Raw genomic sequence first — 18,239 nt, 5'->3', positions numbered from 1 at the left:
AACCGGGGAGGGGCAGGGCAATGAACCAGGCAGTGAGCGGTGGGGAGAACACCCGGCTGATCGTACTGATCAGCGTGGTGGCGACGATTGGCGGATTCCTGTTCGGCTTCGACAGCGGCGTGATCAACGGCACCCAGGACGGCCTGCACCAGACGTTCCGGTCAGGCGAGTGGATGCAGGGGTTCGAGATCGCCTCGATGCTGTTGGGCTGTGCCATCGGTGCCTTCAGCGCCGGCCGGCTGTCCGACAGCCTGGGGCGCCGCAACGTGCTGATCGTCTCGGCGGTGTTGTTCCTGCTGTCGGCGATCGGAGCGGGCGCGGCGGCGTCGTCGACCATGTTCATCATCGCGCGGGTGATGGGGGGCTTTGCGGTCGGCGCAGCCAGCGTGATCTCGCCGGCGTACATCGCCGAAGTCGCGCCAGCGCGTTACCGTGGCCGCCTCGCGACGGTTCAGCAGATCGCCATCATCAGCGGGCTCACCGTCGCCTTCCTGTCCAACTATCTGTTGGCAGCCACGGCGGGTGCGTCCACCGAAGCGCTGTGGGGCGGGCACGCGGCGTGGCGCTGGATGTTCTGGATGCAGGCGGTGCCCTCGCTGCTGTTCCTGGCGCTTCTGTTGACCATTCCGGAGAGCCCACGCTACCTGGTGGTGAAGCACCGCAAGGACGAGGCGCTGCACGTGCTGACGCGGCTGTTCGGCGGTGCCGAGGCACAGGCCAAGCTGGCCGAGATCGACGCCTCGCTGTCGACCGATCACCATCGCCCGCGGCTTTCGGATCTCCGCAGCAAGGCCACCGGGAAGATGCGCCCGATTGTCTGGGTCGGCATCGGCCTCGCCATCTTCCAGCAACTGGTCGGCATCAACGTGGTGTTCTACTACGGCGCCGTGCTCTGGCAAGCGGTCGGTTTCTCCGAGAACGATGCACTGCTGATCAACGTGCTGTCCGGTGCGCTCAGCATCGGCGCCTGCATCGTCACCGTGCTGCTGATCGACCGCATCGGGCGCAAGCCGCTGCTGTGGGTCGGCTCGGCCGGTATGGCGGTGTCGTTGGCGCTCCTGGTGGTCGCCTTCGCGAGTGGCTCGCTGGTCGATGGGCGCCTGCAGCTGCCCGGGAGCATGGGCACGCTGGCGCTGGTGGCGGCCAATGCCTACGTGGTGTTCTTCAATCTCTCCTGGGGCCCGGTGATGTGGGTGATGCTGGGCGAGATGTTCCCCAACCAGATCCGCGGCTCGGCACTGGCCGTGGCGGGCGCGGCGCAATGGACCGCGAACTTCGCCGTCACGGTGACGTTCCCCATTCTGTTGGCCGCCATCGGGCTCGCGGCGACCTATAGCCTCTACCTGGCGTCGGCCGTCATCTCGGTCTTCTTCGTGCTCAGGTATGTGCACGAAACCAAGGGCAAGGAACTGGAGCAGATGGAAGGATGAACACGATGACGAATCGACGCCTTGCCCATGCCCGCCGTGGCGTGCTGCTGGCCGCACTGATCGGGGTGTTGGCTGCCTGCGGAAACGATGACAAGGTTGCTGCACCGGCGGCGGCCGATCCGGATCCGTGGCCGCAGGTGGCCTGGCCGCTGCCCCAGGATGCCGCGCTGGAGAAGCGGATCACCGACCTGATGGACACCATGACGGTGGAGGAAAAGGTGGGTCAGCTGGTGCAGGGCGACATTGCCAGCATCACGCCGGAGGACCTGCGCACCTACCGGCTCGGCTCGATCCTTGCGGGCGGCAACTCCGATCCTGGTGGCCGCTACGATGCCTCGCCGGCCGAATGGCTGGCGTTGGCCGATGCGTTCTATGCGGCCTCGATGGACACTTCGCAGGGCGGCAAGGCGATTCCGGTGCTGTTCGGCATCGACGCCGTCCACGGGCAGAGCAACATCACCGGCGCGACCCTGTTCCCGCACAACATCGGCCTGGGCGCGACCCGTAATCCGGACCTGCTGCGCCGTATCGGTGAGATCACCGCGCTGGAAACCCGTGCGACCGGGATGGAGTGGGCGTTCGCGCCGACCGTGGCGGTACCACAGGACGACCGCTGGGGGCGTACCTACGAGGGGTACTCCGAGTCGCCCGAGGTGGTGGCCAGCTATGCCGGCGCGATGGTCGAGGGCCTGCAGGGCAAGGTGGGCTCGCCAGGCTTCCTCGACGGTCGCCATGTCATCGCGTCGGTCAAGCACTTCCTCGGGGATGGCGGCACCACCGACGGCAAGGACCAGGGCGACACCCGGATCAGCGAGGCCGAGCTGGTGCGCATCCACGCTGCCGGCTATCCGCCCGCCATCGCGGCGGGCGCGCAGACGGTGATGGCGTCCTTCAACAGCGTCAACGGCGAGAAGATGCACGGCAACAAGCCATACCTGACCGATGCGTTGAAGGGGCGCATGCACTTCGGTGGTTTCGTGGTGGGCGACTGGAACGGCCACGGGCAGGTCAAGGGCTGCACCACCACCGATTGCCCGGCCACGATCAATGCCGGCCTGGACATGGCCATGGCGTCGGACAGCTGGAAGGGCTTCTACGAGACCACGCTGGCCGCAGTGAAGGACGGCACGCTTCCCCAGCAACGCCTGGACGATGCAGTGCGCCGGATCCTGCGGGTCAAGATGCGGCTGGGCCTGTTCGAAGCGGGCAAGCCGTCGTCGCGCGCGGTCGGTGGGCAGTTCGCACTCGTCGGTGCGCCGGAGCACCGTCAGGTTGCACGCCAGGCGGTGCGCGAATCGCTGGTGCTGCTGAAGAACCAGGGCGGCGTGCTGCCGCTGTCGCCGAAGCAACGCATCCTGGTGGCCGGTGACGGTGCCAACGACGTAGGCAAGCAGGCGGGCGGCTGGACGCTGAACTGGCAGGGCACCGGCACCACCCGCAAGGACTTCCCGAACGCGGACACGATCTACGAGGGCATCGCGCAGCAGGCCAAGGTCGCTGGCGGCGAAGCGCAGTTGGCGGTGGATGGCGCTTACACCACGAAACCGGATGTGGCCGTGGTGGTGTTCGGCGAGAACCCCTATGCGGAGTTCCAGGGCGACCTGCCCACCCTGGCCTACAAGCCGGGGGACGACGCGGATCTCGCGTTGATCAAGCGGCTCAAGGCCGACGGCATTCCGGTGATCGCGGTGTTCCTCAGCGGACGCCCGCTCTGGGTGAACCGTGAGATCAATGCCGCCGATGCCTTCGTGGCGGCCTGGCTGCCCGGCTCGGAAGGGGCCGGCATTGCCGATGTGCTGCTGCGCAGGCCGGATGGCAGCGTGCAGCACGACTTCAAAGGCACGTTGAGCTTCAGTTGGCCGCGCACCGCGACGCAGTACGCCAACAATGTCGGGCAGAAGGACTACGACCCCCTGTTCGCCTTCGGCTTCGGCCTGACCTATGCCGACAACGGTGATCTGGCCGCGCTGCCGGAAGCATCGGGCGTGACGGGCAACGAAGGGGCCGTCGGCGTGTTCTTCGCGCGTGGGGATGCCGGCTCCGGCATGGCCCTGCGGCTGGAGGGCAGCACAGGGCAGGGGGTAACTGTCACCCAGGTGCCGGAATCCCTCGAGGGCGACCTGCTGAAGATCACCGGTGTGGATCACCTGGCGCAGGAAGATGGCCGCCGTCTCGCGTGGTCGGGCAAGGGTGAGGCGATCGTCGCGCTGCAGTCGCACACGCCACTGGACCTGCAGCGCGAGAGCAACGGCGATCTGATGTTGTTGACCACGATGCGCGTCGACGCAGCACCCCAGGGCGAGGCGTGGTTGTCCGTGGGCTGCGGCACGGGCTGTTCGGCACGGGTCGCGCTCGGACCGGCGCTGGCAAAGCTGCCCGTGGGCCAATGGACCCACGTGGGCGTGCCCTTGAAGTGTCTGGCGGCGGCAGGCGCGGCGGTCGGCAAGCTGGATCGCCCCTGGTCGATCGGGACGGCAGGCGCGATGACGCTCTCGGTGTCACGCGTTGCCCTGGGCGCCTTGAACGAAGCGGAGGCCACCATCGCATGCCCCGGCGCGTGACGATGCGGCTTCCGCCCTCAGCGCTTGGGCGGGCGCGCGACCGAGTCGCGCACCACCAGCCGGTGCGGCATGACGTGATCGGTCAACACGCGCGTGTCATCGCCCTTGCGGCGGATGGTGCGCAACAGGATATCGATGGCGGCGTCGGCCATCGCAGCGATCGGTTGATGGAGGGTGGTGAGCTCGGGCCAGACGGTCGTCGCCGCCGACGTGTCATCGAAGCCCACCACCGACAGATCACGGGGCACCTCGAGGCCGCGTCGGTGTGCAACGGAGATGGCCGCTGCGGCCATGTCGTCGTTGCTGGCGAAGATGGCCGTCGGTGGCCGACGCTGGGACAGCAGTTTCTCGGTTGCGGCAAGCCCGGAACGGTAGGTGTAATCCCCCTGTTCGACGAGGCCGGGTTCGACCTGCAGCCCTGCCTCCTGCAGGGCGGTGACAAACCCATCGTAGCGTCGCGCGCTCGCGCTGAGGTCGCTGCGGCCGCAGATGAAGCCGATCCGACGGTGCCCGTGCTGGATCAGGTGTTCGGCCATCTCCTTTCCCGCGTGGAAGTCGTCGATGCGGACGCAGGAAAGATCGTCTCTCAGGTGCCCCGACGCGATCGCGACCACCGGGATGCCGGCGCTGACCAGTTCGGTCACGGCCGCCTGCGACTCGCACAGCGGGGGCGGCAGGATGACGCCATCCACACGGCCAGCCAGGGCGCGCGCAGCGTTGCGCTCGGCCTCGGGGTCGAAGTTGTCCCAGTAATGGATGACCAGCTGGATGGCCGCGTTGGACGCGACACGCAGCAGACCGACCAGCAGCTCCCGCAGGTAGGCGCCGCTGGGGTTGGTATAGATCAGCGCGATCCGCGTGTGCTGCGCCGCGGCCAGCGAACTCGCGGCCAAATTGGGCGTGTAGCCCAGTTCGCGCACCGCGCGCATCACCCGTTCGCGCGTGACATCGCGCACCTTGCCTTGGTTGATCGCGCGCGACACGGTCATCGGCGAGACCCCGGCCAGGGCAGCCACCTCGTCGATCGTCACGCCGCTGGTTTTGCGGCGGACCGATTTCTTCGGCTTGTCCAATGCGTGTTGCCTTTCTTCTTTGTGACGCTGCCGCGAGGCGGGCACGTCCGCAGCTTACAAGGTTTGCTGGCGACACTGCTGCTCCGCCGGAATGTCGAGCGGTGTCACTGGATGCTGGGTATCGCCCTGGCACTTTTCGCCTGCGCGGGCAGCGTGCGCGCCGAGGACGGCTACGCCCTCTGGCTGCGCTACGCACCGCTGGAACCCGCGCTCGCGACCGACTACCGGACACGGCTGGGCGGGGTCGTGGCCCCCGATCAGACCCAGACGCAGCGTGCCGCGCGCGAGGAACTTGTGCGTGGCCTCACCGGCCTGCTGGGTCGCGCGCCGCGGATGCAGAGGGCGCCCAGCGCGGACCCCAGCGTGGTGCTGGGCACCCCCGATTCGTCGGCCGTGATCGCGCCCCTCCGCAAGGACATGGAATCACTCGGCGACGATGGCTACCTGCTCAGGCGTGCGCACATCGGCGGGCGCGAGGTGCTGCTGGTGGCCGCACGCCAGGATATCGGGGTGCTGTATGGCGTGTTCCATCTGCTGCGACTGCTGCAGACCGGCGCGTCACTCGATGCCCTCGAGGTTCGCGAATCGCCACGGCTCGGGCTGCGCGTGCTCGACCACTGGGACAACCTGGACGGTTACGTGGAGCGCGGCTATGCGGGTCGCTCGCTGTGGGACTGGCAGACCCTGCCGGAGTGGCGGGACCCACGCTATACGGACTATGCGCGTGCCAACGCCTCGCTCGGCATCAACGGCACCGTACTGAACAATGTAAACGCGAGCGCGCAGAGCCTTGCGCCGGCATATCTCATCAAAGCGGCCGCGCTGGCGGACATGTTCCGGCCGTACGGCATCCGCGTGTACCTGAGCGCGCGCTCCAGCGCCCCCATCGAGCTGGGCGGGCTGAAAACCGCCGATCCGCTCGACCCGGACGTGCAACGTTGGTGGCGCGACAAGGCTGACGAGATCTACGCGCGCATTCCGGATTTCGGCGGCTTCCTGGTCAAGGCCAATTCGGAAGGACAGCCCGGACCGCAGGACTACGACCGCTCGCATGCGGACGGCGCCAATCTGCTGGCTGACGCGCTGGCACCGCATGGCGGCGTGGTGATGTGGCGCGCCTTCGTCTACGCGCATGGGGTGCCCGAGGACCGCGCCACCCAGGCCTACGCCGAATTTGCCGGCCTGGACGGTGACTTCCGCCCGAACGTGATCGTGCAGGTAAAGAACGGGCCCATCGACTTCCAGCCGCGGGAGCCGTTCCATCCCCTGTTCGGGGCCATGCCACGCACGCCGCTGATGATGGAGGTCCAGATCACCAAGGAGTATCTCGGCTTCGCCACGCATCTGGTGTACCTGGGGCCGCTGTACGAGGAGGTGCTGCAGTCCGATACCCACGCACGCGGCGCGGGCGCCACGGTCGCGCAGCGCCTGACCGGCATCGCCGGCGTGGCCAACATCGGCAGCGATCGCACCTGGAGTGGGTCGCACTTCGACCAGGCCAACTGGTACGCCTTCGGCCGTCTTGCCTGGAATCCGGACCAGTCCGCCCGCGACATCGCGGCGGACTGGGCAGCGATGACGTTCGCACCAGATCCCGAGGTGGTGGCGCCCATCGTCGACATGATGATGGCCTCGCGCGAGGCCGCGGTGAACTACATGACGCCGCTGGGCCTGCACCACCTGATGGCGCGCGGGCATCATTACGGGCCCGGCCCCTGGGTGGACGGCGGTCCGCGCGCGGACTGGACCGCCGTGTACTACCACCGCGCCGACCGCGATGGCATCGGCTTCGATCGCACCGCGCGCGGCAGCAACGCGGTGGCCCAGTACGCCCCCGAACTGGCCGCCGTGTACGGCGACCTGACGCGGGTGCCGGAGCCGTTCCTGTTGTGGTTCCACCATGTCTCGTGGGATCACCGCATGGCCTCGGGACGACCGCTGTGGGACGAACTGGTGGGGCGTTACTCCCTGGGTGTACGCCAGGTAGAGGGCATGCAGGCCACCTGGGCAGGCCTGCAGGGCAGGGTGGATGCGCAGCGGCATGCGCAGGTCGCCGCCTTCCTCGGCATCCAGCGGCGCGAAGCGCAGTGGTGGCGCGATGCCAGTATCGCGTACTTCCAGTCGATCAGCGGCAGGCCCTTGCCTGCGGACGAAACCGCGCCGCCACACGCGCTGACCTGGTACCAGCGCTTGCAGTTTCCTTCCGCGCCGGGAGATGGGCGATGAGTCGGACACGGGTGATCGTCTGGATGCTGGCGACCGCCGTGGCATGCGCTGCCATGCCGGCCGTGGCACAGGAACCGGCAACACCGCTGTTGCATCCGCTGTTCCAGGATCACGCCGTGCTGCAGCGCGACCAACCGATTCCGGTCTGGGGCCATGCTGCGCCCGGCACTCTGGTTTCCGTGGCGTTCGCGCGACAAACCGTCACCACGCGCGCGGATGCCGGCGGCCAGTGGCGTGCAACGCTGAAACCCATTCCCGCTGGCGGCCCTCACGAAATGACCGTCCGCGCAGGGCAGACCGCCCAGATCGTGCATGACGTCCAGATGGGCGATGTCTGGTTGTGTTCCGGGCAGTCGAACATGGAACTGCCAGTGTGGCGCGCGCTCGACGCAGACAGTGAGGTCGCCTCTGCCACGCACCCGACGATCCGCCTGTTCACCGTGCCCAAGGCGGCAGCCGTTACGCCGCAGAGCACGTTCCCGGCGCCGACGGCGTGGAAGCCGGCGTCGCCAGCCGCGGTGCGCGACTTTTCAGCGGCCTGCTTCTACTTTGCGCGTGAACTGCAGAAGACCGTCAACGTCCCGATGGGGCTGATCCAGACCGCGTGGGGCGGCTCGCGGATCGAGGCGTGGACCAGCGCCGACGCGCTGCGTACGCAGGGCGGCATGGACCCCGCGCTTGACCTGCTCGCGCTCTACGCAAGCAACCCTGCGGCGGCAACCGCGGGCTGGGGCGAGGTATGGCAGCAGTGGTGGTCGAAGCGCGAGGGAGCCCGGCAAGGCGACACTCCCTGGCAACCGGGCGCAGACAACACGGCATGGCACACGGCCCCCGCCGCGCTGGGGGCATGGGAGCGTTGGGGCGTGCCGGACCTTGCCACGTACAACGGCATGGTCTGGTACCGCACCCAGGTCACGCTGACCGCCGCGCAGGCGGCGCAGGGCGCACGGCTTGCGCTGGGCGCCGTGGATGAGACGGACATGACCTGGGTCAACGGCGTGGCGGTGGGCAGCCAGTACGGTGCAGGGGAGGCGCGGCGTTACACCCTTCCGGCCGGTCTCTTGAACGCCGGTGAGAACACGGTGGTGATCAACGTGCTGGATACCTACGGCGAGGGTGGGCTGTCGGGACCGGCCGCCGCCCACGCGGTGGAGCTCGACGACGGCACGCGCATCGTCCTTGACGCACCGTGGCACTACCGGGTGGCGCCCGGTGCACAGGCACCGCCGCTGGCGCCCTGGCATGCCGCCACGGGTCTGTCGACGCTGTACAACGGCATGATCGCGCCGCTCGGCAGCTATGGCCTGCGTGGGATGCTCTGGTACCAAGGCGAGTCCAACACGGATGACGGCGCCGCTTATGCCAACCGGCTGCGCAGCCTGCGCGATGACTGGCGCAGCCGGTTCGGTGCGCGGATGCCGCTGCTGGTGGTGCAGTTGGCCGGCTATGGGCAGCCGCCCCAGGCGCCGGTGGAGAGTGGCTGGGCACAGGTGCGCGAGGCGCAGCGTCGCGTCGCGGCGGAAGACCCGCATACCGGGCTCGCGGTGGCGATCGACATCGGAGATGCGTACGACATCCACCCGCCCAACAAACAGGAGCTGGGCCGGCGCCTGGCCCGGGTGGCGCGTCACGTGGTCTACGGCGAACGCGGGCTGGCACCTTCCGGCCCGACGGTTCGCACGGCGTCGCGTGCGCAGGGCGAAACAAGGATCGCGTTCGACAACGTCACCGGCACCCTGGTCACGACCGGTGCGAACGGCCCCATAGGATTCGAGCTCTGTGATGCCGACGCACGGCACTGCCGCTATGCCGAGGCGGTGCTGGAGGGGCGCGACGTGGTGCTGTCGTGCCGGGATTGCCTGGATTGCCTGGATTGCCTGGATTGCGTGGAGCCGGCCAGCGGCCGGCACTACCGTGGCGCCCCCCTGCGTGTCCGCTACTGCTGGGCCGACGGTCCGGTCTGCACGCTGCGCGACAGCAGCGGTGCGCCGGCCGGCCCCTTCGAGATTCCCCTTAACGCTGCGGAGGTTCGCTGATGCGCCTACTGATGGCCACGGTCGTTCTGCTGTTGTCGGCGACGGTGTCGCCACTGGGCGCTGCGCCGGCGCCGCCGGTTTATTTCGACTGGTTCGAATATTCGGGTCACGACGCGGCGTTCGAAACACCTCTTCCAGCCGGTCACTTCCGCAACCCGATCCTGGCCGGCTTCCATGCGGATCCGAGCATCGTTCGCGCCAACGACCGCTTCTATCTGGTCAATTCCAGCTTCACCTACTTCCCGGGTATTCCGGTATTCGAAAGCATCGATCTGGTGCACTGGAAACAGATCGGCAACGTAATCGACCGACCGACGCAGCTGGACTTCGATGGACTGAGCGTATCGCGCGGCATCTTCGCGCCGGCGATCGAGTACCACGACGGCATGTTCTATGTAGTCACCACGGCCGTCGACAGTGGCGGCAACTTCATCGCGACCGCGCGTGACCCTGCCGGCCCCTGGTCCGACCCGCACTGGCTGCCCAGCGTGGAGGGCATCGACCCGTCGCTGTTCTTCGACGAAGACGGCGCCGTCTACCTGGTCAACAACGATGTGCCGCCCGGTCCGCAGCGCTACGAAGGCCACCGCGCCATCTGGATGCAGCAGATCGATCTGGCCGCGTTCAAGCCGGTAGGGCCGCGCAGGGTGCTCATCGACGGCGGGGTGGAGCCGGCGAAGAACCCGATCTGGATCGAGGGGCCGCATGTCTTCAAGCGCGATGGCTGGTACTACCTCTCCGACGCCGAGGGGGGCACCGGGCCGCAGCATTCCCAGGTGGTCCTGCGCAGCCGCAAGGTCTGGGGGCCGTACCTCCCGTACGCGGGCAATCCGATTCTTACCCAGCGCGACCTGCCGGACGACCGGCCGCTGCCGATCACCAACGCCGGCCATGCCGATCTGGTGGAAGGTCCGGACGGCACCTGGTGGGCGGTGTTCCTGGCCAGTCGCAATTACCAGACGCGCCACTACAACACGGGGCGGGAGACGTATCTGCTGCCCGTGCAGTGGCGGGATGGCTGGCCGGTGATCCTGCCGGCCGAGCAGGCCATCCCGTATGTGGTCAAGGCGCCGTCATGGATGCGGGGCGATACCTCCCAGGCGCCATCAACCGGCAACTTCGTCGATCGCGAAGGTTTCGATGCACCGACGCTCGGCACGGGATGGTTGCAGGTGCGCGTACCCAAACGGGCGTGGGCAGACCTGGGCCTGCGCCCGGGCAGCTTGGCCGTGCATCCGCTGCCGGAGAACCTCGACACGCTGCGTAACCCTGCCTTCCTTGGTCGCCGTCAGCAGCATCTGCGCTTCGAGGCCAGCACTGAAATGACGCGGCCGGCGACGGGTGTGGCGGCGGGCCTTGCTGCGTTCCAGAGCGAGAGTTACTGGTACTTCGTGGGCGTGCGCAGCCTCGGCGGGGATCGCGTGGCGATCTTCCTGGAAGGGCGCGATGGCAGCGGGGCGACCCGCACCCTGGCCACGCGCACCGCGACGGCGTCCACGTCGCTGCGCCTGAAGATCGCCGGTGACGAGGGCAGCTATGCGTTCGCCTTCGACACGGGTGATGGGCAAGGCTGGCAGACGCTCGCCGACGACGTGGACGGAACGGTGTTGAGTACGGATCGCGCAGGCGGCTTTGTCGGCGCGCTGCTGGGACCATTCGCGCGCGACGAGCGCGCCTTGAGGAGCAAATGATGACGCGTGCGCCTTACCTCTTCAGTGGCCGTCGTGGCCCCACCTTCCGCACCCTGGTGCTGTGCGCTGCCATGGCAGCGGCGACCGCCGGTCATGCCGCGGAAACCCAGCCCTGGCTGGACACCTCGGCCAGCTTTGAAACCCGCGCCGCCGCGCTGGTGGGGCAGATGACCCTGGAGGAAAAGGCTGCCCAGATGCAGAACGCCGCGCCGGCCATCGAGCGCCTGGGCGTTCCGGCCTACGACTGGTGGAACGAAGGCCTGCACGGTGTGGCGAGGGCAGGGCAGGCCACCGTCTTCCCGCAGGCGATCGGGCTGGCTGCCACTTTCGACGTGCCGTTGATGGCGCAGGTCGCGACCACCATCAGCGACGAGGCGCGCGCCAAACATCACCAGTTCGTGCGCGAGGGGTCGCATGGCCGCTACCAGGGCCTGACCTACTGGTCGCCGAACATCAACATCTTCCGCGATCCTCGGTGGGGTCGGGGCCAGGAAACCTACGGTGAGGACCCGTACCTGACCGCGCGCATGGGCGTCGCCTTCGTGCACGGCCTGCAGGGCGACGACCCGGTGTACCGCAAGCTCGACGCCACGGCCAAGCATCTGGCCGTGCACAGCGGCCCCGAGGCCGACCGCCACCACTTCGACGCGCGCCCCAGCAAACGCGACCTGTACGACACCTACCTTCCGGCCTTCGAGGCGCTGGTGAAGGAAGGCCAGGTCGACGCGGTGATGGGCGCCTACAACCGGGTGTACGGCGAGTCCGCCAGCGCCAGCACGTTCCTGCTGCGCGACGTGCTGCGCCGCGATTGGGGCTTCAAGGGTTATGTAGTGTCCGACTGCTGGGCCATCGTCGATATCTGGAAGCATCACAAAATCGTGCCAAGCCGCGAGGCCGCCGCGGCACTGGCGGTCAAGAACGGCACCGAGCTGGAGTGCGGCCAGGAATACGCGACGCTGCCGGCCGCAGTACGCCAAGGGCTGATCAGCGAGGCGGAGATCGACGATGCGGTGACGCGGCTGTTCACCGCGCGGATGCGGCTGGGCATGTTCGATCCGCCCGAGCGCGTGCGCTGGGCGCGGATACCGGCCTCGGTGAACCAGGCCCCCGCGCACGACGCACTGGCCCTGAAGGCCGCGCAGCACTCACTGGTGCTGCTGAAGAACGATGGCGTGCTGCCGTTGTCGCGCAGCCTCAAGCGCATTGCCGTGGTCGGCCCGACCGCCGATGACACCATGGCCCTGCTCGGCAACTACTTCGGCACGCCGGCCGCGCCGGTGACCATCCTGCAGGGGATCCGCGACGCGGCGAAGGGCGTCGAGGTGCAGTACGCACGCGGCGTCGACCTGGTCGAAGGGCGCGACGATCCCGGTGCGACACCGCTGATCGAGGCAGCGTACCTGCGGCCGTCGGCCGATTCCCCGGAACGTGGCCTGCGCGGTGAGTACTTCCGCACGCCCGATCTGTCAGGGACGCCGGCCCTGGTTCGCACCGATGCACAGATCGGTTTCCGCTGGGACCGGGGTTCACCCACCGACAACCTGCTGGCCCGCGGCGAAGCGGCGCCGGGGCAGGGCATTCCCAACGATGGCTTCAGCATCCGCTGGCAGGGCCAGCTGCTGCCGCCGGTCTCGGGCCGCTACCGGATCGAGGCGGCCGCCGACGACGGCTTCCGTCTCTACGTCGATGGAAAGCGGGTGCTGGACCACTGGGCCAACAGTGATCGCCTGCGCAGCGACGGTGTCGACCTGGACCTACAGGCGGGCCGCGCCTACGAGCTCACGCTGGAGTACTTCGATAACGAGCGCGACGCCGGCGTGCGGCTGGGCTGGCGCATGCCCGGCGCGAAGCCGCCGTTCGAGGAGGCGGTCGATGCCGCCCGCAACGCGGACGTGGTGGTCTTCGTCGGCGGCCTGACCGGCGATGTCGAGGGCGAGGAGATGACGGTGAACTATCCGGGCTTCGCGGGCGGCGACCGCACCGACCTGCGCCTGCCCGCCACCCAGCGCGCCCTGCTGGAAGCGCTGCATGCCACGGGCAAGCCGGTGGTGATGGTGCTGACCGGGGGCTCGGCGCTGGCGGTGGAATGGGCCCAGGCGAACCTGTCCGCGATCCTGATGAGCTGGTATCCCGGGCAGCGCGGTGGCACCGCGGTGGGCGAAGCGCTGTTCGGCGACACCAATCCCGCGGGCCGGCTGCCGGTGACCTTCTACACCGCGGGCCAGGCGATGCCGGCCTTCGACGACTACACGATGGAGGGCCGCACCTACCGCTACTTCCGCGGCACGCCGCTGTATCCGTTCGGCTACGGGCTGTCCTATACCCGGTTCGGCTACGGCAGACTCCGTCTGGATGCGCCCAGCATCGCCGACAACGGCACGCTCAAGGTGCAGGTGGACGTCTCCAACACGGGCAAGCGCGCGGGTGATGAAGTGGTGCAGGTGTATGTGCGGCGACTGGCCGCCGGCGCAGGCGATGCGCAGCAGACCTTGCAGGGCTTCCAGCGTGTCCACGTGGCGCCTGGCGAGCGGCGCACCGTGGCATTCGATCTGCACGCACAGCAGGCGCTGCGCCAGTACGACGACGCACGCGGCACCTATGCGGTCCCGCCGGGGGAGTACGAAGTAAGGGTCGGCGGCTCCAGCGCCGATGCCCGTGCGCAGAGCCGCTTCACCGTGGAGGCACGTCGTGACTGATGCCCGCCACATGGGTATTCCCGAGCACACGCTGTCCGTCCGGGAGAAGCTGGGCTACAGCCTGGGCGACCTCGCGGCCAACCTGATCTTCCAGACGCTGATCACCTACCTGGCGTTCTTCTACACCGATGTGTACCGGTTGCCGCCCGCCACGGCGGCGACGATCATCCTTGTCATCGGCCTGCTGGGCGCTTTCGTGTTCACCCCGCTGATCGGCATTGCCGCTGACCGCACGGTCAGCCGCTGGGGAAAGTTCCGGCCCTGGATCCTGTGGACGGCGATTCCCTTCGGCGCGCTGTCGCTGCTGGCCTTCAGTACGCCGGACCTCGGCGGGCATGGCAAGGTCATCTACGCCCTGGTGACCTATGGCCTGCTGATGTTCGTGTACGCGGCCAACAACCTGCCGTACTCCGCGCTCAGCGGCGTGCTGACCGGCAACATGGCCCAACGCAACAGCCTGTCGGCCTACCGCTTCGTGGCGGTGATGATCGCGCAGTTCATCATCCAGGTGCTGTTGCTGCCGCTGGTGCTGATCCTGGGCGACGGGGATCGCGTGCAGGGCTTCGAGCGGGTAATGACCGTGTTTGCGGTCGTGGGCACGCTGTTCTTCCTGATCACCTTCGCCACCACCCGCGAGCGCATCGTGCCGGCCAAGGAACAGACCGGCGGGGTGATGCAGGACCTGTCCGACCTGCTGCACAACCGGCCGTGGAAGGTGATGCTGGCCCTGACGGTGCTGGTCTTCATCAACCTCGCCCTGAAGGGCGGCACCTACATCTACTACTTCCAGTACTACATGAGCGAAGCCGCGTTGGCGGGTTTTCTCGACGCCTCCGGCTTCAACCGCTTCATCGGGGGAGTGAACGCGACCCTCAACGGATGGGGCCTGTCCGGCTTCACCTGGCCTGAGGATCCAGCGACGTCCGCCTTCAGCCTGTTCAACGCCTGCGGCATCCTCTGCATGATCCTGGGCATCGGCGTCTCCCGCCGCCTGGCCGACCGCTTCGGCAAGCGTGATGTCTTCGGCGGTGCGCTGCTGGTATCCACCGTGTTCCTGCTGGTGTTCTACCTGTTTCCGCCCACGGCGGTCGGCGTGGCCTTTGGCGCCTTCATGCTGCACGGATTCTGCTACGGCATCACCATCCCGCTGCTGTGGGCGATGATCGCCGACGTTGCCGACTATTCGGAATGGAAGAACCATCGCCGCGCCACCGCGATCATCTTCTCCGCGATGCTGTGCGGGTTGAAGATCGGGCTCAGCATCGGCGGTGCACTGGTCGCCGGGATTCTCGCGCACCATGGTTATCAGGCCGGTGCGGAACAGCAGCCCCAGGCCGTGGTGGACGGAATCCGCCTGACCGTGAGCCTCTACTGCTCCATTCCCTTCCTGGTCGCGGTTGCGCTGCTCTTCCTCTACAAGATCGACAAAGGGATGGAGACGCGCATCGAGCATGACCTGCATCTGCGTCGCCAGGGAAACACGCTTGATCAGCTCGCGGCACATGCCATCTCCCAGCCGCTGGTGACCCACATCTATACGGCCGATCCGTCGGCACACGTGTTCGAGGGGCGCCTGTACATCTATCCGTCGCACGATATCGACGGCGGCGCGCCCTTCGACGATGACGGTGGGCATTTCGGCATGGAGGATTACCACGTGCTGCGGATGGACTCGCCCGAGGCCGACGCCATCGACTGCGGCATGGCGTTGCATGTGCGCGACGTACCCTGGGCTGCGCAGCAGATGTGGGCACCGGACGCGGCCCACCGCGACGGCCGCTACTACCTGTATTTCCCGGCCAAGGACGGGCAGGGCATGTTCCGGATCGGCGTGGCGGTGGCGGATCGCCCGGAGGGACCGTTCACTGCCGAACCCGAGCCGATGGAGGGCACGTACTCGATCGACCCGGCCGTATACGAAGACGACGACGGCACGCATTACCTCTACTTCGGCGGCATCTGGGGCGGCCAGTTGCAGAAGTACCGTGACAACCGCTTCGATGCGACGCATGAAGAGCCGACCGGGGAAGCGCCCGCACTGGGACCGCGTGTCGGGCGACTGGAGGCGGGAATGACGCGGCTGGCGGAGCCAACGCGAGAGGTCGTCATCCTGGACGAGCACGGACAGCCGCTGCGTGCCGATGACCATGCGCGCCGGTTCTTCGAAGGACCGTGGCTGCACAAGTACCAGGGCCGCTATTACCTGTCGTACTCCACGGGCAATACGCACCTGCTGTGCTACGCCATCGGTGACAGCCCGTACGGACCGTTCACCTATGCCGGGGTGATCCTGAAGCCCGTTGTGGGCTGGACCACGCATCACTCCATCTGTGCGTTCAAGGGGCAGTGGTATCTCTTCTACCATGACGCCTTGTTGTCGGGCGGCGTGACCCATCTGCGCTCGGTCAAGTGCACGCCGCTGCAGATGGAAGCCGACGGCAGCATCCGGACGATCCATCCGTATGGCGCTTGAAGCGGCGTCACCGAAAGATGATGCGCAGGCGCCGCTGCCGGGTGGGCGCCTGTACTGGTTGCGGGCAGGAAAGCTGGAGGTCGCGCTCGCACCGGAAGCCGGTGGACGCATTGCGCAGATTCGCTATGACGGTGTGGACTGGCTGGTGGGTGAGCAGGAGGGTGGGGCGGCTGCGATCGGATGGGGGTGCTATCCGATGGTGCCGTGGGCTGGGCGGATCCGGCAGGGGCAATTTTCCTTTGATGGCAAGCCGTATGTGCTGCCGCGGAACTTTGGCGGGCACGCGATCCACGGGGTGGGCTTCTCACGGCCGTGGCGTATCGACAGTCTCGGGGCGGACGGCGCGGCGCTGTCGCTGGCGCTTCCTGAGGATGGGTATTGGCCTTTCGGTGGCACAGCGACACAGGCCATCCACGTGCATTCCGACGGCCTCGATCTGCAACTTGTCGTGCAGGCTGGCGACCAGCCGATGCCAGCCGTACTCGGCTGGCATCCCTGGTTCCGCAAACCGGACCAACTGCTGTTCGCTCCCAAGGCGATGTACCCCCGGGACGGGGAGGGCATCGCCACCTTGCCCTGTGTGAGTCCGGCGCCCGGCCCCTGGGATGACTGCTTTGTAAGCCCCGCCGACGTCATGCTCGTCTCAGCCGGCCAGCGGCTGCGTATGCGAGCGGACACCGATCACTGGGTGATCTACGACGGCGCCGCGCACGCCACCTGCGTGGAGCCACAGACCGGCCCGCCCGATGGGTTCACGCTGGCACCGAACCATCTGCAGCCAGGTCAGCGGCTGGAGCTGACCTTCGAGCTGAGGTGGCAGATCGACACAGGCGATGTTCCGGCGCCCGGGGATCGGTAGCCGGGTCACTGATCGGCTTGTTTCGCCGCTGCTCCGCCATCGGTCGTTTTGACCACGGCGGGGGTGGTCCAGCGGCCCTCCAGCAGCGCCGGCTTGGGACGGTAGTAGCGCATGAACATCACGAACGGACCCTTGGGAGCGGGCAGCCAGTTGGCCTGCCTCTCCTTGCCGGGCGAGTCCGCCTGGATGTAGATCGTCAGCCCACCGTCAGGATCCTTCTTCAATCCAGCCAGCATCGGCGAGTTGATCAGGTAGCGGTTGATCGGATTCTTGACCAGCAGCTGCTGCGGCAGTCCGTACATCGTGACCGACCAGAAGGCGTCCACGGGCGGCAGCTGGTCCGTGGCAAAGCGCAGGGTGTAGGCGCCTTTACTGCCGTCCAGGGGCTGGCCTTCGGAATCCTTGTCCAGGATGGGGTACATCGCCTCTTCGCGGGAGTTCGCGCCGATGCCCACCTGGGTCCCGGTCGCACGGGCGACGTAGTCGTTTTTCAGGAAGTCCCGACTGCCGAACAGGGCATCGGTCTTGCCGCCCAGCGACGCGCGCTTGTCATCGATCTGCTTCTGCCCTTCGGCCATGCCCTCCTTGAGCGCAGCCTGCATCGGCGGCGGCAGGCGGTTCGCATCAAAGGGCTTGCCCGGCTCGATACCCAGCGTGGCGAAGCGTTCGCGCAGGGCAGCCTCACTCGGGTGCGGCGGCTGCGCGAACTGCAGCAGGAACGCCAGCTGGTTGAAGAACTCCAGCGACGTCCGATCCTGCGCCGCCGGCGTGGGCGTGATCCATGCGATGGCGGGTGCCGGCGGCGGGGCTGGTGTCCCGGCGAAGGCTGACAACGGCTGCACCTTGTAGCCGGCCTGGATCTTCTTCACGTTCTCCAGGTCTGCCGCGTTGAAGAGCTGGGTACGGCCAACCACGCTGACCAGGTCGGTCTCCGAACGGATCACCTTGGTGATGCCCTTGGGCGCTTCCCCCTTCCAGCCCGGCCCGGCGATCAGGAAGCTGCCGCCGTCATTGCCGGTCGTGCGGCTGCCGATGTAGTCGAAATTGAAGGTGTAAAGATCCATCAGCTGGAAGACGAAGTAACGATCCTTCGCCATCCTGGGCACGGTGATCACCACCGGCTCTGCCCGCAGATCCAGCATGGCAAAGGAGTAGGGGGTGTCCGAATTCGGCGTCACGAAGGCAGTGTCGTCC

The 18,239-nt window shown here is 67.5% G+C and carries 10 protein-coding genes and 1 pseudogene; 9 read left to right on the top strand and 2 right to left on the bottom strand.

What is annotated here, in order from left to right:
* Positions 1-20: 20 nt before the first annotated feature.
* Positions 21-1,430 carry a sugar porter family MFS transporter gene (locus tag ABE434_RS17230; protein ID WP_346479657.1) on the top strand — a complete coding sequence of 470 codons (1,410 nt, stop codon included), beginning with the start codon at positions 21-23 and terminating at the stop codon, positions 1,428-1,430.
* Entirely contained in the window at positions 1,427-3,991 is a 2,565-nt protein-coding gene (locus ABE434_RS17225; protein ID WP_346479656.1) for an exo 1,3/1,4-beta-D-glucan glucohydrolase, read from the top strand. Before ABE434_RS17230 ends, ABE434_RS17225 begins: the two co-directional genes overlap by 4 nt.
* Before the next feature lie 17 nt (positions 3,992-4,008).
* On the opposite strand, the gene ABE434_RS17220 is transcribed toward ABE434_RS17225, so the two are convergent.
* On the bottom strand, positions 4,009-5,064 hold the full coding sequence (locus tag ABE434_RS17220; protein ID WP_346462363.1) for a LacI family DNA-binding transcriptional regulator: 1,056 nt from the start codon (positions 5,062-5,064) through the stop codon (positions 4,009-4,011).
* Positions 5,065-5,175: 111 nt separating this feature from the next.
* Here ABE434_RS17220 and ABE434_RS17215 point away from each other — a divergent pair, with 111 nt between their 5' ends.
* The 7 genes and pseudogenes from ABE434_RS17215 to ABE434_RS17185 all read left to right on the top strand — a co-directional run bounded on the left by ABE434_RS17215 (position 5,176) and on the right by ABE434_RS17185 (position 17,045).
* Entirely contained in the window at positions 5,176-7,290 is a 2,115-nt protein-coding gene (locus tag ABE434_RS17215; protein WP_346479655.1) for an alpha-glucuronidase family glycosyl hydrolase, read from the top strand.
* Positions 7,287-9,326: a sialate O-acetylesterase gene (locus ABE434_RS17210; protein WP_346479654.1), complete on the top strand. Its 2,040-nt coding sequence runs from the start codon at positions 7,287-7,289 to the stop codon at positions 9,324-9,326. Before ABE434_RS17215 ends, ABE434_RS17210 begins: the two co-directional genes overlap by 4 nt.
* Positions 9,326-11,017: a glycoside hydrolase family 43 protein gene (locus tag ABE434_RS17205; RefSeq protein WP_346479653.1), complete on the top strand. Its 1,692-nt coding sequence runs from the start codon at positions 9,326-9,328 to the stop codon at positions 11,015-11,017. Before ABE434_RS17210 ends, ABE434_RS17205 begins: the two co-directional genes overlap by 1 nt.
* 71 nt (positions 11,018-11,088) lie before the next feature.
* Positions 11,089-13,713 carry a glycoside hydrolase family 3 C-terminal domain-containing protein gene (locus ABE434_RS17200; RefSeq protein WP_346479690.1) on the top strand — a complete coding sequence of 875 codons (2,625 nt, stop codon included), beginning with the start codon at positions 11,089-11,091 and terminating at the stop codon, positions 13,711-13,713.
* A gap of 10 nt (positions 13,714-13,723) precedes the next feature.
* Positions 13,724-15,187, top strand: a pseudogene (locus tag ABE434_RS17195) (MFS transporter); the annotation flags it as partial.
* Positions 15,170-16,186 (top strand): glycoside hydrolase family 43 protein, encoded by a 1,017-nt coding sequence (locus ABE434_RS17190; RefSeq protein ID WP_346479689.1) that lies wholly within the window; start codon positions 15,170-15,172, stop codon positions 16,184-16,186. The pseudogene ABE434_RS17195 and the gene ABE434_RS17190, both read left to right, overlap by 18 nt.
* Positions 16,176-17,045 (top strand): aldose epimerase, encoded by an 870-nt coding sequence (locus ABE434_RS17185; RefSeq protein ID WP_346479652.1) that lies wholly within the window; start codon positions 16,176-16,178, stop codon positions 17,043-17,045. The genes ABE434_RS17190 and ABE434_RS17185 overlap by 11 nt, the downstream gene beginning before the upstream one ends.
* A 5-nt stretch (positions 17,046-17,050) precedes the next feature.
* Here ABE434_RS17185 and ABE434_RS17180 read toward each other — a convergent pair.
* The coding region (locus ABE434_RS17180) for a DUF1254 domain-containing protein (protein WP_346479651.1) at positions 17,051-18,239 on the bottom strand (1,189 nt) is incomplete at its 5' end.

It is taken from the genome of Stenotrophomonas sp. TWI1183 (assembly GCF_039673115.1).
GTDB lineage: Bacteria > Pseudomonadota > Gammaproteobacteria > Xanthomonadales > Xanthomonadaceae > Stenotrophomonas > Stenotrophomonas maltophilia_AA.
This window is presented reverse-complemented; position numbering and strand designations above follow the sequence as displayed.